Source organism: Streptomyces herbicida (assembly GCF_032656585.1).
GTDB classification, from domain to species: Bacteria; Actinomycetota; Actinomycetes; order Streptomycetales; family Streptomycetaceae; genus Streptomyces; species Streptomyces herbicida.
The window spans coordinates 86,417-101,159 of sequence record NZ_JAUYWJ010000015.1; the positions used below are offsets into that span (position 1 = coordinate 86,417).

The window sequence follows — 14,743 nt, forward strand, 5'->3', positions numbered from 1 at the left end:
ACGATGATGGGGGTCCCCCTGCTCGAGCGGAACCGAGATCGCCGAGGGCTCGGGGGGACCGTGCCGTATCGAGGAGGATGACCGTGGCCGACGAGCTCACTCCGGAGACCCCGGAAACTGAGTCCGAGGAGCCCATCAAGCAGCGGAAGAACGGCCTGTACCCGGGCGTCTCCGACGAGCTGGCCGAGAACATGAAGTCCGGCTGGGCCGACACCGAGCTGCGTGACCTCAAGCCGATCGCGCAGGCCGCGCACACCGCGCGCCGCCGCGCCGACCTGTCCGCCCGCTTCCCGGGTGAGCGCCTGGTGATCCCGGCGGGCCACCTGAAAACCCGGTCGAACGACACCGAGTACGCCTTCCGGTCCTCGGTCGAGTACGCCTACCTCACCGGCAACCAGACCGAGGACGGCGTCCTGGTGCTGGAGCCCACCGCGGACGGCCACGAGGAGACGATCTACCTCCTGCCGCGCTCCGACCGTGAGAACGGTGAGTTCTGGCTCTCCGGCCAGGGCGAGCTGTGGGTCGGCCGCCGGCACTCGCTCACCGAGTCCGAGGCGCTCTACGGCATCCCCGCCGCGGACGTGCGCGAACTGGCCGGGCAACTGAAGGAGGCCACCGGCCCGGTACGCGTGGTGCGCGGCTACGACGCCGGGATCGAGGCGGCCCTCACCGACAAGGTCACCGCCGAGCGCGACGACGAGCTGCGCGTCTTCCTCTCCGAGGCCCGGCTGGTCAAGGACGAGTTCGAGATCGGCGAGCTGCAGAAGGCGGTCGACTCGACCGTGCGCGGCTTCGAGGACGTGGTGAAGGTCCTCGACAAGGCCGAGGCCACCTCCGAGCGCTACATCGAGGGCACCTTCTTCCTCCGCGCGCGCGCGGAGGGCAACGACGTCGGCTACGGCTCCATCTGCGCGGCCGGCCCGCACGCCTGCACCCTGCACTGGGTCCGCAACGACGGCCCGGTCCGCTCCGGCGACCTGCTCCTGCTGGACGCGGGCGTGGAGACGCACACCCTTTACACCGCGGACGTCACGCGCACGCTGCCGATCAACGGCACCTACAGCGAGATCCAGAAGAAGATCTACGACGCCGTGTACGAGGCGCAGGAAGCCGGTATCGCGGCCGTGAAGCCCGGCGCCAAGTACCGCGACTTCCACGACGCCTCCCAGCGCGTGCTCGCCGAGAAGCTCGTCGAGTGGGGCCTGGTCGAGGGCCCGGTCGAGCGCGTCCTGGAACTCGGCCTGCAGCGCCGCTGGACCCTGCACGGCACCGGGCACATGCTCGGCATGGACGTCCACGACTGCGCGGCCGCACGGACGGAGACGTACGTCGAGGGCGTGCTCGAGCCCGGCATGGTGCTCACGGTCGAGCCCGGTCTGTACTTCCAGGCCGACGACCTGACCGTGCCGGAGGAGTACCGCGGCATCGGCGTCCGCATCGAGGACGACATCCTGGTCACCGAGGACGGCAACCGGAACCTCTCGGACGGACTGCCACGCCGGTCCGACGAGGTCGAGGCGTGGATGGCATCGCTGAAGGGCTGAGCGAGGGGCTGAGCGAAGCCCTATAGTGCGGATCAACGACTGATACGACACTGATGGCCGGGTACCTGTGCGGTGCCCGGCCATTCACGTGCCTAGGGGGAGGCTTCTCGTGGACGACTTCTGGTCCGGTGTCGGTGTGGATCTGCATGTGGAGCCCGACTCGGCGGACGGACGCCGGGTGGGGCTGGAGCGGGCGTTGCGCGACGCCGTGCGCGACGGGCGGCTGGCGCCCGGCACCCGGCTGCCGGCCACGCGGCGGCTCGCGTCCGAGCTCGGGATCTCGCGCGGCACGGCCAAGGCGGCGTACGACCAGCTGGTCGCCGAGGGATATCTGACGGCACGGCAGGGCTCGGGCACCCAGGTCGCCTCGCTGCCCTCCGTCGACGCGGACACGCCGGAGGCGGCCGCACGCGCGCGTGCGCCCCGTTTCGATCTGCGGCCCGGCAGCCCGGACGTCGGGGCGTTCCCGGCGGCGGCCTGGCTGCGGGCGCTGCGCCGTGCCATCGCGACGGCACCCTCACTGGCGTACGACTACGGCGATCCGCGCGGCCGGATCGAACTGCGCACGGCGCTCTCGGGCTACCTGGGGCGGGCGCGCGGGGTGATCGCGCCGCCGGAGCGGATCGTGATCACCTCCGGGTACGTACAGGGCCTCGCGCTCCTCACGCGCGTGCTCGACGGCGCCGCCGTCGCCATGGAGGACCCGGGGCTGCCCTTCCACCGGGAGGTGGTGCGGCGCAACGGCGGGCAGGTGGTGCCCGTACCCGTCGACGAACGCGGGGCCCGCGCGCAGGAGCTGGGCGATGCGGCCGCCGTGGTCGTCACGCCCGCCCATCAGTATCCGACCGGCGTTACCCAGCACCCGGAGCGGCGGCGGGCGCTCAGCGACTGGGCACGCGCGCGCGGGGGCCTGATCGTCGAGGACGACTACGACGGGGAGTTCCGCTACGACCGTCAGCCCGTCGGCGCGCTCCAGGGCATGGCGCCGGGCCAGGTGGTGTACCTGGGCACCGCCTCCAAGACCCTGGGCCCCGCGCTGCGGCTGGGCTGGATGGTGCTGCCGCCCCATCTGGTCGACGCGGTCGCGGACGCCAAGCTGCACAGCGACCACCACACCGAGTCCATCGGCCAGTTGGCGCTCGCCGAGCTCATCGACAGCCACGCCTACGACCGCCATGTGCGCGCGTGCCGCCTCAGATACCGGCGCCGCCGGGACCAGCTCCTTGACCGGCTGGGCGCGCGCCGGAAGGTGCGCGGGATCGCGGCCGGGCTGCACGCCCTGGTGGAGGTCACGGACGAGACGGAGGTGCTCGCGCGCGCGGAGGCGGAGGGGCTCGCCCTCGGCCGCCTGGGGGACCACTGGCACACGCCCGGCGCACCCGGCGAGGGACGGCAGCAGGGCTTGGTCGTCGGGTACGGCACTCCTCGGGAGCGGGTGTATCCGGAGGCGCTGGAGGTGCTGGCGAAGGTGCTGGTCGGGACCTGAATCGGACCCCTGAAAGGCGTTGGTATCGGGCCGGTTGACAAGTCCGGTGCGCTTCCAGTGCCGCCCGTACGACGAACCGCCCGCAGCGCGTCCTGGCACTGGCCCAGCTGACCGACTCCATCGGCGACGGCGCCTACTACGTGACGTCCGCGCTGCATTTCACCCGTGTCGTGGGGCTCGCCCCGCGCGCGTGGGGCTCGGGCTCACCGTCGGCTGGGCAGTCGGCTCGCTGGTGGGGGTGCCGCGGGGACGGCTCGGTGGCCCGCACTCTCGGCCCACTGGTGCTGGCCTCCGTGCTGGTGGAGTGGGGCGCCCCGGGCTGGCTGCTGCTGGGCGGCGCGACGCCGGCGGCGTCGTACGCGATGGGACCGGCGGCACAACGGGCCGCCGGCCGTGCCTCCGCGGAGATCAAGCGGCCCGCCCTCGTGGGCCGACCGGCAGCGAGTCCGGGAACAGCGCCGCCGCGCCCGCCTCCGTCGCCGTACCGCCCGCCTCCAGGATCCCGCGGGCGCCCGCCCGGACCGTGCCCCCCGTCACCGCGAGGGCGCGGCGCCGGGTGAGGGATGTGTTGCGGTGATTGCCCGTCATGGCGGAGCAAGCCAGGAACGCCGCTTGTCCAGCACATGGGCAAGAGCTTTCAAAGAGCTGTGCAAGCCCGGGAATCCGGTCGGCCGGAACACCTCGATCAGATGGCCGGATCCGCATCGTGCAGGATCCGCTGGAAAAGATGACAGTCCCGCCATTCCCCATTGATATGCAAATAACTCGGAGCCATGCCGATCGATTCGAATCCGCATTTCTTCAGGACGCGCTGTGAACCCGTGTTCTCGATAAGCGTGGACGCCTCGATCCGGTGGAGTCCGACCGTGTCCCGCGCAATGCGGCACACCCGCTCCACGGCGCGGCTGGCCAGCCCCCGGTTCTGCTGGTCGGCGGCGACCCAGTAACCCAGATAGGCGCTGCAGAAGGGGCCCATCGAGATGCCGGACAGGGTGATCGCCCCCGCGATCCGCCCATCGTCCGACTGGAGGACCCAGGGCACCAGATTGCCCTCCGCGAACTGCCGCAGCAGCCCCTCCAGACGCTCCGTCTGACCCTCGACCGTGAAGAAGGAGTCCGGTCTGCACGGCTCCCACGGCTCGAGATGTTTCCGGTTCTCGACGTATGCGGAACAAAGCGCCGAAGCATCGTCCTGAGCGAGCGGCCGGAGCCGTACTCCCTCGAATATTTCCTCGGTTTCGAGATTCATGCGCGCACCCTAGCGCGGCCGTTATGCGTGCGCAGCAGTCATGCCGTAAGCAGAGAAGGATCTTTCTTCCACTTGAGCATCTTGTCGAAGCTCACCACCATCCCTCCCCGGCCCGGCTTGTCGCCGATGTGAACGTGATCGGCGAGTTCCCTGATCAAGAACAGGCCGCGACCGTGGTCGGCGTCCACGCGCGGCGGGCGCGGAGCATGGGCGGGGGCGAACCCCGGCCCGGAGTCGGCCACTTCGATCCGGCACTTCTCGCCGTCCAGGTAGGCGGTCACCCGGTACGCCTCCGACGAGCCGCCGCGCGTCGCGTCCCCGCCGTGCTCGACGGCGTTCGCGCAGGCCTCGCTGAGGGCGACGGACAGGTCGTAGGACACATCGGGGTCGACGCCCGCGGTCTCCATCGTGCCGAGCAGCAACCGGCGGGCGAGCGGCACGCTCGCGGCCTCGCGGCGCAGATGGAGTGACCACCAGATGCTCATGCTCCAGCCTCCTGGCCGCGGCTCGACATACCGTTACGTATTGCCGCCAATACCCGGGTGTAAGCACCCCGTCTGCGTGACACCGCCCATACGGACGATGCGCGCGGGCAGGAATCGGTGTATGAGTGGACGGCTCACGCCAGAGCATGACGTTCCGGTCGAACGGAACCTTGTGGACCTGCCGTCGGGCACCGGCGGGTCCAGTGCGATGATGAGGCCGCCATGACTGCCCCCCACCAGCGCACGGCGCGCTCCGGAAACCGACTCCGGATCCTGCGGGCCGCGGTGTTCGCCGCGGTCTGCGTCGTGCTGGCCGCGGCCGGGCACACCTTGGCCTCCTGCGCCACGGTTCCGCTGTGGACGCTGGGCGCGGGATTCCTCGGCGCCCTCGCGCTCGTGGCGCCGCTCACCGGTCGCGAGCGCTCGCTGCCGGGAATCGTCGCGCTGCTCGCGCTCGGCCAGACCGTGCTGCACACGCTGTTCGGGCTGGGCCAGCACGGTACGGCCACCATGTCCTCCGGCGCGATGTCGATGGGCTCCATGGCCCCGATGAGCGACGCCACGCTGGTCGAGCGGGCCGCGCGGCTCGTGTGCGGTACCGGCGCCGCGGCCATCACCCCGGCCCACGCCTACCGGATCCTCTCCCAGGCGCACCTGCTCACCGGCTCCGGCACGGACATGAGCGCCATGCACCACGCCACGGACGCCACCGGCTCCTCGGAGCCGCTGCTGCCGTCCCTGCCGATGCTGCTCGGTCACGCGCTCGCCGCGGTCGCCGTCGGCTGGCTGCTGCGCCGCGGCGACCTGGCCGTACTGCGTCTGACGGAGCTGTCGGCGCATGGAGTCGCCGAGGGGGCGCTCGTACGTTCCCTGCGCGGGGCGCTCGCCCTGGTGCGTGCCCTGTGCGCCGGGCTTCCGGACGCTCCCGAGGCGGGCCCGCGACAGTGGCGCACCCTCGGGGACGAACCACCCGCACCACACGCCACCGCACTCCAGCACTCGGTGATCCGGCGCGGCCCGCCCGCGGCCGCCGCACTCGTCCTCGCTGCCTGACGCGACGCGACCACACCGCTCCACCCGCACCGGGACGGAGGGGCCGGCCGCCGTCGTGCGGCACGCGCGCGTGCACATCGTGCGCGCCCCCTTTCTTTCACCGGAACTCACACAGAGTGGAGTGCTCCACGCCATGAAGGCTTCTCGTATCGCCGCCGCCGCTGCTGTCGCGGGCTCGGCCGTCCTCGCCCTGTCCGCGCCCGCCTTCGCGCACGTCTCCGTGCAGCCCGAGGGCACCGCGGCCAAGGGCGGCTACGCGGTCGTCGACTTCAAGGTCCCCAACGAGCGCGACAACGCCTCGACCACCAAGCTCGAGGTCAACTTCCCGGCGGATCACCCGCTGGCCTCCGTGATGCCGCAGCCGGTCGACGGCTGGACGGTGGAAGTCACCAAGTCCAAGCTGGACAAGCCGCTGGAGATGCACGGCAAGAAGATCGACGAGGCCGTCACCAAGGTCACCTGGACCGCCGTCGGCAAGGGGATCGAGCCCGGCTACTTCCAGAAGTTCCCGCTCTCCCTGGGCACGCTGCCCGAGGACACCGACGAACTCGTCTTCAAGGCGGTCCAGACGTACTCCAACAAGGAGGTCGTGCGCTGGATCGAGGTGCAGCAGGACGGCCAGGAGGAGCCCGAGAACCCGGCCCCCGTCCTTGCCCTGTCCGCCGCCTCCGCCGATGAGCACGGGCACGGCGCCACGACCGCTGAGGACGCCTCCGACAAGAAGGCCGAGAAGGAGGCCGCGGCGGACTCCGGCTCCTCCGGCGGCAGCGACACCACCGCACGCGTACTCGGCGTGGTGGGCATCGTCGTCGGCGCGGCGGGAGTCGCGTACGGCGTGCTCGCCGGACGCCGGCGGTCCGCGGCCTGAGCCCCGCCGCCCGCACCGCGCACCGGGGGTCGTGCGACTCTTGCGTACGACCCCCGGTGCGCTCCGGAGCACTCACATCTGGGACATTTTTCTATGCGCAAGAAGACGTTCGCCGCGGCCGCGCTGCTCGCCGCCGCCACCCTGACCCTCTCCGCCTGCGGCAGCGGTGACGACGGCAAGTCGCCCATCGCCGTGGTCTCCGAGGAGTCCGGATCGGCCAAGGCCGCCACCCTCCTCGACAAACCGTTCGAGAAGCCGGACCTGGTCCTGACCGACACGCACGGCAAGAAGTACGACCTCCGCAAGGAGACCGAGGGCCGGCCGACACTGGTCTACTTCGGCTACACGCACTGCCCGGACATCTGCCCACTGACCATGAACAACATCGCGGTCGCCAAGAAGTCGCTGCCCAAGGCGGAGCAGGCCGAGCTGCGGGTCGTGTTCGTCACCACCGACCCGGCCCGCGACACGCCGTCCGAACTCGGCAAGTGGCTCAAGGGCATCGACCCCCAGTTCATCGGCCTGACCGGCGACTTCGCCACCATCCAGGCCGGCGCCCGCTCCCTCGGCATCTCCATCGAGCCGACGAAGAAGGACAAGAACGGCAAGATCGTCTCCGTCCACGGCACCCAGGTCGTCGCCTTCTCGCCGAAGACCGACGGGGGTTACCTCCTCTACGGCGAGGACGCCACCGTCGACGACTACACCAAGGACCTGCCCAAGATCATCAAGGGAGCGAAGCCGTGAGGCGTCTCGCCGTACCCGCCGCCGCGATAGCGGGCGCACTCGCCCTCGCGGGCTGCGGCGGATCCGACGACACGGCTGCCGAGCTGTCGGTCGGTGCCTCCTACATGCCCCAGCCGGTCTCCGCAGACATGGCCGCCGGCTTTCTGACGATAACGAACAAGGGCGCCGCGAAGGACGAGCTGACGTCCGTCACCAGCGACGTCGCGGGCCAGGTCACCATGCACGACACGGTGGGCGGCAGCATGCAGGAGGTCACCTCCTTCGCCGTCCCGGCACACGGTCAACTCGTGTTCAAAAGCGGTGGCAACCATCTGATGTTCGAGAAGCTGAACCGCAAGCCGAAGCAGGGCGACACGATCACGCTGAAGCTGAAGTTCGCCAAGTCCGGACCCCTCACCATCGAGATGCCGGTGAAGTCCGCCACGTACAACCCGTCGACCGGACACTGAGGGAGGGACCACCTTGACGCGGACCATCACCCCCCGCCTGCGGATCCTGGTGCTGCTGTTCCTGGCCGTCACCGGCGCGCTCCTCGCCGGTGCCGGTCCGGCCTCCGCGCACGCCGCGCTGACCGGCAGCGACCCCGCGCAGGGGGTGGTGGTCGACAAGGCCCCCGACCAGGTGTCGCTCACCTTCTCCGAGAAGGTGGCGATGAACGACGACTCGCTGCGCGTCCTCGACCCCAAGGGCAAGCGGGTCGACGCCGGCAAGCCGTCCAACGTGAGCGGGACGACGTACGCCGTGCAGCTCAAGAGCGGTCTGGGCAACGGCACGTACACCGTCACCTACCAGGTCGTCTCCGCGGACAGCCACCCCGTCGCCGGCGCCTACACCTTCTCCGTCGGCGCCCCGTCCCTGACCACCGTCTCCGTCTCCGACCAGACGGTGGGCGGCGGGGTCGTGGGCCGGCTGTACGGGTTCGGGCGGTACGTGTCGTACGCCGGCTACATCGTGCTGGTGGGCGGCGGCGCCTTCGTGCTCGCCTGCTGGCAGCGCGGCTCCGGGGTGCGGGCCCTGCAGCGGCTCGTCGTGGGCGGCTGGCTCGCGCTCACCTCGGCCACCCTGTGGCTGCTGCTCCTGCGTGGCTCCTACACCACCTCGGGGAAGTTCGGCGACGTCTTCGACCTGAACCTGCTCGGCCAGGTGCTGCAGACCAAGACCGGCGCCGCGCTGGTCTCCCGGCTACTGCTGCTCGCCGCGGCCGCGCTGTTCATCGCCGTGCTCTTCGGAACCTATGACAAGCGCGAGGACGAGGAGAAGCGCGACCTGACCTTCGGGCTCGCCATCGGCGGGGCCGTGGTCGCCGCCGGCCTGGCGGCGAGCTGGGCGATGGCCGAGCACGCCTCGACCGGGCTCCAGCCGGGCATCGCCATGCCCGTCGACGTGATCCATCTGCTGGCCGTCGCCACCTGGCTGGGCGGACTCGTCGCCCTGCTCGTCGCACTCCACCGGGTTCCCGCCGACACCCCCGTCGAGGCCGCCGCCGTACACCGCTTCTCCCGCCTCGCCTTCGGGTCCGTGGCTGCGCTGGTCGCGACCGGTATCTACCAGTCCTGGCGCCAGCTCGGCTCGTGGTCCGCGTTCACCGACACCCGCTACGGGCAGCTGCTGCTCGTCAAGATCGGGCTCGTGCTGCTGCTCGTCGGCATCGCGTGGATCTCACGGCGCTGGACGGCACGGCTCACGGACACGGCGGCCACCACGGAGAAGGCCGAGGTGAAGGTGCCCGCCAAGGAGCATGTCACGGCACCGGCCGCGGCCGGTGACTCCGAGCGTGCCACCCAGCTCTCCCGGCAGCAGGCCGCCATGGACGCCACCCGCAAGAAGCGACTGCGGGACGCCGACCCCAACCGCTTCGGCCTGCGCCGCTCGGTGTTCGCGGAGGCGGGCGTGGCGGTCGTCCTGCTCGCCGTCACCACCGTGCTGACCCAGACCGAGCCGGGACGCACCGAGCAGGAGGCCGAGGCCGCCACGTCGTCGGCCTCGTCCTCCTCGGCGTCCTCGACCTCCGGGGCGCTGACCCTGGACATGCCGTTCGACACCGGCAGCAAGGACGGCAAGGGCCTCGTACGACTCGATCTCGACCCCGCGCGCGTGGGCGGCAACGAGATGCACGTCTACGTGCAGCGGCCCAATGGCCGGGCCTTCGACATCCCCGAGGTGAAGGTCGCCTTCACCCTGGACGCCAAGAAGATCGGGCCCCTTCCCGTGACGCCGGACCACATCACCACCGGGCACTGGGCGGCCGACGGAGTGCAGATCCCCATGGCCGGCGAATGGAAGATCGCCGTGACCGTGCGGACCTCCGACATCGACCAGACGACCGTCTCCAAGAACGCGCAGATCGGCTGAACCGCACCATGGCTGACCAGTCCACCCCTTCCCGAGCACTCGCCCCCGAAGCGGCCGTCCCGGAAAGCGGCGCCCCCCAGGACGGGATATCCCGGCGGAAGCTGCTCGGCACCGCCGGTGCGACCGGGCTCGTGCTCGGTGCGGCGGGCGGAGCCGTGGGGTACGGGGCCGCGCCCGCCCAGGCCACCCCGCTGACCTCGGTGGGCTCCGGCCGGGCGATGTTTCACGGGAAACATCAGCCCGGCATCACCGAGGGCCTCCAGGCCCGTGGCCACCTCGTCGCCTTCGACCTCGCGGCGGGCGCGGGCCGCAAGGAGGCGGCCGCACTGCTGCGCCGCTGGTCGGCGACGACCGAGCGGCTGATGGCCGGCGAGGCGGCCGCACACGACGACACGGACGTGGCCCGGGACGCCGGCCCGTCGTCGCTGACGATCACCTTCGGCTTCGGCAACAGCTTCTTCGCCAGGACCGGACTGGACAAGCAGCGCCCGGTCTCCCTCGACCCGCTGCCCGACTTCTCCTCCGACCACCTCGACAAGACCCGCAGCAACGGCGACCTGTGGGTGCAGATCGGCGCCGACGACGCCCTGGTCGCCTTCCACGCCCTGCGCGCGATCCAGCAGGAGGCGGGCGGCGCGGCCCGCATCCGCTGGCAGATGAACGGCTTCAACCGCACCCCGGGCGCCACTGCCCACCCCATGACGGCCCGCAATCTGATGGGTCAGATCGACGGCACCCGCAATCCGAAGCCGGCGGACGCCGACTTCGACAAGCGGATCTTCGTCCCGGCCTCCGGCTCGAACGACCCGGCCTGGATGGCGAACGGCTCCTACGCGGTCGTACGCCGTATCCGCATGCTCCTCGACGACTGGGAGAAGCTCTCGGCCAAGGCCCAGGAGGACGTCATCGGGCGCCGCAAGTCCGACGGGGCGCCGCTGTCCGGGGGCACCGAGACGACCGCGATGGACCTGGAGAAGGCCGACGCCCACGGCAACTACGTCGTTCCGGGCAATGCGCACGCCCGGATCACCCGGCCCGACCAGAACGGGGGCGCGGCCATGCTGCGGCGCCCCTTCTCGTACCACGACGGCTTCGACGCGGACGGGGTGCCCGACGCGGGGCTGCTCTTCGTGTGCTGGCAGGCCGATCCGCTGCGCGGCTTCGTTCCGGTGCAGCGCAAGCTCGACCGGGGCGACGCACTGTCGAAGTACATCCGCCACGAGGCCAGCGGCCTGTTCGCCGTGCCGGGCGGCGCGGCGCGCGGAGAGTACGTGGGCCAGCGGCTGCTGGAGGGCTGAGCGCGCCCCGGTTCACTCCCGGGAGGGGCAGCCGTGAGACACGTGAGCCCCATTTCCCCGAGGCCATTAGGGTGAGGACATGCCAGCGAGCTATGCGTATCTCGGCCCCGAGGGCACCTTCACCGAAGTGGCCCTGCGCACGCTTCCGGAGGCGGCGACCCGGGAGCTGATCCCGTACGTTTCGGTGCAGTCCGCTCTCGACGCCGTGCGCGCCGGTGACGCCGAGGCCGCGTTCGTGCCGATCGAGAACTCGGTCGAGGGCGGCATCACGACCACCCTCGACGAGCTGGTCGCGGGCGCGCCCCTGATGATCTACCGCGAGGTGCTGCTGTCGATCACCTTCGCGCTGCTGGTCCGGCCCGGCACCAAGCTGTCCGACATCAAGACGGTCACCGCCCATCCGGCCGCCCAGCCGCAGGTCCGCAACTGGCTCAAGACCAATCTCCCTGACGCCACCTGGGAGTCGGCCGCGTCGAACGCCGACGGCGCCCGGCTGGTCCAGGAGGGCCGGTACGACGCCGCCTTCGCCGGTGAGTTCGCGGCCGCCCGGTACGGTCTGGTGCCCCTGGAGACCGGGATCCACGACGCGGAGAACGCGCAGACCAGGTTCGTCCTGGTGGGCCGGCCGGCCCGGCCCGCGGCGCCGACCGGCGCGGACAAGACCTCCGTCGTGCTGTGGCAGCGGGACGACCACCCCGGTGGGCTGCGTGACCTCCTCGGCGAGTTCGCCACCCGGGGCATCAACCTGATGCTGCTGCAGTCCCGGCCCACCGGCGCCGGCATCGGCAATTACTGCTTCTGCATCGACGCCGAGGGCCATATCTCCGACCGCAGGATGGCCGAGGCCCTGATGGGGCTGAAGCGGATCTGTCTGCAGGTACGGTTCCTCGGCTCGTACCCGCGCGCCGACATCAAGCCCGATGATGTCCGGCCCACGCTGCCGGGCACGTCGGACGAGGAGTTCGTGGCGGCGGCGGACTGGGTCGCGCGGTGCCAGGACGGCCGTTTCTAGCCAGTCCTACCTGCATACCTTCGTTATCCACAGGAGTTATCCACAGGCGCGCTTCTCGACCTGGGGACAAGTCGACAACGAAGTGCCGTTCAGTCGACAAATCGCCCTGTGACCCCCAGATGCGGTCACCGCCACACAGGTCACCCTTCGTCCACTCGTTTCCTTTGGTTCATCTTTTGGAGCGACCCCTTTCCACCCGAAAGTGGGTGTCAGGGCGGTTTGGGCCGGGAATTCTTCGGCCCGCCGAACGCTACCGGAGTGATCAATTCCGAAATCCACAGACCTTCCGCACAGCCTGTGGATAACTCTTCCCGGAGTGTGGACCCCTGTGGACAACCGGGCTGCCAAATCCCGTTCTCCACAAGGGAATCGAGTCAACACGACGCCCGCCGCTTGCCCCGTCCCAGGGAGTGAGACACTTTTCCTTGACACGCTCGGCAATTCACTCATAACTGAACGTATGCCACGAATCGGAACGCGTTGGAATAGTGATTCGTGAGCGGCAACCCCACACCGGTAGCCTTGAGCCCGTGATTGACCTTCGCCTGCTCCGTGAGGACCCCGACCGTGTGCGCGCGTCCCAGCGCGCCCGTGGAGAGGACGTCGCGCTCGTCGACGCCCTCCTGTCTGCCGACGAGCGGCGCAGGTCGTCCGGCGTCCGCTTCGACGAACTGCGCGCCGAGCAGAAGCAGCTCGGCAAGCTCATCCCCAAGGCCCCCGCGGACGAGAAGGCCGAGCTGCTCAAGCGCGCCGAGCAGCTGAAGGCCGACGTCAAGGCCGCCGACGCCGAGCGCGACGCGGCCGACACCGAGACCCAGGAGCTTCTGCTCAGGCTCGGCAACCTCGTCCACCCCGACGTGCCCGTCGGCGGCGAGGAGGACTTCGCCACGCTGGAGACGCACGGCACGATCCGCGACTTCGGCGCCGAGGGCTTCGAGCCCAAGGACCACCTCGAGCTCGGCCAGCTGCTCGGCGCGATCGACGTCGAGCGCGGCGCCAAGGTCTCCGGCTCGCGTTTCTACTTCCTCACCGGTGTCGGCGCCCTGCTGGAGCTGGCCCTGGTGAACGCGGCGATCGCCCAGGCGACGGCCGCCGGCTTCACGCCGATGCTGACCCCGGCCCTCGTCCGCCCCCAGTCGATGGCGGGCACCGGCTTCCTCGGCCAGGCGGCCCAGGACGTCTACCACCTCGACAAGGACGACCTCTACCTGGTCGGCACGTCCGAGGTGCCGCTGGCGGCCTACCACATGGACGAGATCATCGAGGCGGACCGCCTGCCGCTGCGCTACGCGGGCTTCTCGCCCTGCTTCCGCCGCGAGGCCGGCTCGCACGGCAAGGACACCAAGGGCATCTTCCGGGTCCACCAGTTCGACAAGGTCGAGATGTTCTCCTACGTCACTCCCGAGGAGTCGCAGGAGGAGCACAAGCGCCTGCTGGAGTGGGAGAAGCAGTGGCTGACCTCGCTGGAGCTGCCGTTCCGCGTCATCGACGTCGCCACGGGTGACCTCGGCGCCTCGGCCTCCCGCAAGTTCGACTGCGAGGCGTGGATCCCGACCCAGGGCAAGTACCGCGAGCTGACGTCCACCTCGGACTGCACCGAGTTCCAGTCCCGCCGCCTGTCGATCCGCGTCCGCGAGGGCAAGCAGGTCCGCCCGCTGGCGACGCTGAACGGCACGCTGTGCGCCGTACCGCGCACCATCGTGGCGATCCTCGAGAACCACCAGCAGGCCGACGGCTCCGTCCGGGTCCCCGAAGTGCTGCGCCCGTACCTGGGCGGCCGGGAGGTCCTGGAGCCGGTGGCCAAGTGAGCGACGGCTTCCCGTACGGGCTGGTCGCCACCGATCTCGACGGAACGCTCCTGCGCTCCGACGAATCGATCTCACAGCGCACCCGTGACGCGCTCGCCGCGGCCACCGCGGCGGGCGCGGCGCACATCGTGGTCACGGGCCGCTCGGTCCCCTGGACCCGGCACATCCTCGATGACCTCGGATACCAGGGCCTCGCCGTCTGCGGGCAGGGCGCGCAGGTGTACGACGCCGGCGAGCACCGGCTGCTGACCTCCGTCACCCTGGACCGCCGGCTGGCGGGGGTGGCCCTGGCCAAGATCGAGGCCGAGGTGGGCCCGCTGTTCCTCGCGGCGAGCCGGGACGGCCTAGACGGCGAGGTGCTGGTCGGCCCCGGGTACGCGGTCACCGGAAAGCTCCCGGCGACGCCGTTCACCGACGTGTCCGACCTCTGGACCGCGCCGCTGAACAAGATCTACATACAGCACCCCACCCTCTCGGACGACGAGCTGGCCGAGGCGTCCCGCCAGGCCGCGGGCGGCTTCGTCACGGTCGCCCTGGCGGGCGAGGGCATCGTGGAACTGCTGCCCCTGGGCCTGTCCAAGGCGACGGGCCTCTCCCTGGCGGCCCGCCGCCTGGGCCTGAAGGCCACCGACACGATCGCCTTCGGCGACATGCCCAACGACATCCCGATGTTCACCTGGGCGTCCCGGGGCGTGGCCATGGCCAACGCCCACGAGGAACTGAGGGCGGTGGCGGACGAGGTGACGTCGTCCAACGAGGAGGACGGCATCGCGGTGGTGCTGGAGCGGTTGCTGAGCTGACGTCCGCTGTACCTGCTCAGCACACTCCCGGCCCGGTGACT

At 70.7% G+C, this 14,743-nt stretch carries 14 protein-coding genes and 1 pseudogene; 12 read left to right on the plus strand and 3 right to left on the minus strand.

All coding sequences use genetic code 11. The features are described 5' to 3' along the window. Nucleotides 1–77 precede the first annotated feature (77 nt). From Q8A52_RS29495 to Q8A52_RS49160, 3 genes and pseudogenes are all read left to right on the plus strand, one after another. Nucleotides 78–1,544 (plus strand): aminopeptidase P family protein, encoded by a 1,467-nt coding sequence (locus Q8A52_RS29495; protein WP_316756866.1) that lies wholly within the window; start codon nt 78–80, stop codon nt 1,542–1,544. A gap of 109 nt (nt 1,545–1,653) precedes the next feature. Then, nucleotides 1,654–3,030, plus strand: coding sequence for a MocR-like pyridoxine biosynthesis transcription factor PdxR (pdxR, locus tag Q8A52_RS29500; RefSeq protein WP_316756867.1), 1,377 nt, complete (start codon nt 1,654–1,656; stop codon nt 3,028–3,030). Between the two features lie 92 nt (nt 3,031–3,122). Next, nucleotides 3,123–3,286, plus strand: a pseudogene (locus tag Q8A52_RS49160) (MFS transporter); the annotation flags it as partial. A 152-nt stretch (nt 3,287–3,438) separates the two neighbouring features. Here Q8A52_RS49160 and Q8A52_RS29505 read toward each other — a convergent pair. From Q8A52_RS29505 to Q8A52_RS29515, 3 genes are all read right to left on the minus strand, one after another. Continuing rightward, nucleotides 3,439–3,618, minus strand: a complete 180-nt coding sequence (locus tag Q8A52_RS29505; protein WP_316756869.1) for a hypothetical protein — start codon at nt 3,616–3,618, stop codon at nt 3,439–3,441. A 97-nt stretch (nt 3,619–3,715) separates the two neighbouring features. Next, a complete protein-coding gene (locus Q8A52_RS29510) occupies nt 3,716–4,279 on the minus strand; it encodes a GNAT family N-acetyltransferase (protein WP_316756871.1) in 564 nt (187 codons plus the stop codon). A 38-nt stretch (nt 4,280–4,317) separates the two neighbouring features. Then, complete coding sequence (locus Q8A52_RS29515) at nt 4,318–4,764, minus strand: ATP-binding protein (RefSeq protein WP_316756873.1); 447 nt, start codon at nt 4,762–4,764, stop codon at nt 4,318–4,320. A 222-nt stretch (nt 4,765–4,986) separates the two neighbouring features. Between Q8A52_RS29515 and Q8A52_RS29520 the strand changes: the two genes are divergently transcribed. From Q8A52_RS29520 to Q8A52_RS29560, 9 genes are all read left to right on the plus strand, one after another. After that, on the plus strand, nt 4,987–5,817 hold the full coding sequence (locus Q8A52_RS29520; protein ID WP_316756875.1) for a hypothetical protein: 831 nt from the start codon (nt 4,987–4,989) through the stop codon (nt 5,815–5,817). 133 nt (nt 5,818–5,950) lie between these two features. Continuing rightward, nucleotides 5,951–6,685, plus strand: coding sequence for a YcnI family copper-binding membrane protein (locus Q8A52_RS29525; RefSeq protein ID WP_316756877.1), 735 nt, complete (start codon nt 5,951–5,953; stop codon nt 6,683–6,685). 93 nt (nt 6,686–6,778) lie between these two features. Continuing rightward, nucleotides 6,779–7,432, plus strand: coding sequence for an SCO family protein (locus Q8A52_RS29530; RefSeq protein WP_316756879.1), 654 nt, complete (start codon nt 6,779–6,781; stop codon nt 7,430–7,432). Next, complete coding sequence (locus Q8A52_RS29535) at nt 7,429–7,881, plus strand: copper chaperone PCu(A)C (RefSeq protein ID WP_316756881.1); 453 nt, start codon at nt 7,429–7,431, stop codon at nt 7,879–7,881. Before Q8A52_RS29530 ends, Q8A52_RS29535 begins: the two co-directional genes overlap by 4 nt. Before the next feature lie 13 nt (nt 7,882–7,894). After that, the gene (locus Q8A52_RS29540; RefSeq protein WP_316756882.1) at nt 7,895–9,784 is read left to right on the plus strand and encodes a copper resistance CopC/CopD family protein; all 1,890 of its coding nucleotides are present in this window, start codon (nt 7,895–7,897) and stop codon (nt 9,782–9,784) included. Nucleotides 9,785–9,792: 8 nt separating this feature from the next. Further along, the gene (gene efeB, locus Q8A52_RS29545; protein ID WP_316756884.1) at nt 9,793–11,082 is read left to right on the plus strand and encodes an iron uptake transporter deferrochelatase/peroxidase subunit; all 1,290 of its coding nucleotides are present in this window, start codon (nt 9,793–9,795) and stop codon (nt 11,080–11,082) included. 79 nt (nt 11,083–11,161) lie between these two features. Beyond that, nucleotides 11,162–12,094, plus strand: a complete 933-nt coding sequence (gene pheA, locus Q8A52_RS29550) for a prephenate dehydratase (protein WP_316756886.1) — start codon at nt 11,162–11,164, stop codon at nt 12,092–12,094. Nucleotides 12,095–12,624: 530 nt separating this feature from the next. Further along, nucleotides 12,625–13,902, plus strand: a complete 1,278-nt coding sequence (gene serS, locus Q8A52_RS29555; RefSeq protein ID WP_316756888.1) for a serine--tRNA ligase — start codon at nt 12,625–12,627, stop codon at nt 13,900–13,902. Then, nucleotides 13,899–14,702: an HAD family hydrolase gene (locus Q8A52_RS29560; RefSeq protein WP_316756890.1), complete on the plus strand. Its 804-nt coding sequence runs from the start codon at nt 13,899–13,901 to the stop codon at nt 14,700–14,702. Before serS ends, Q8A52_RS29560 begins: the two co-directional genes overlap by 4 nt. The last annotated feature ends 41 nt before the right edge of the window (nt 14,703–14,743 follow it).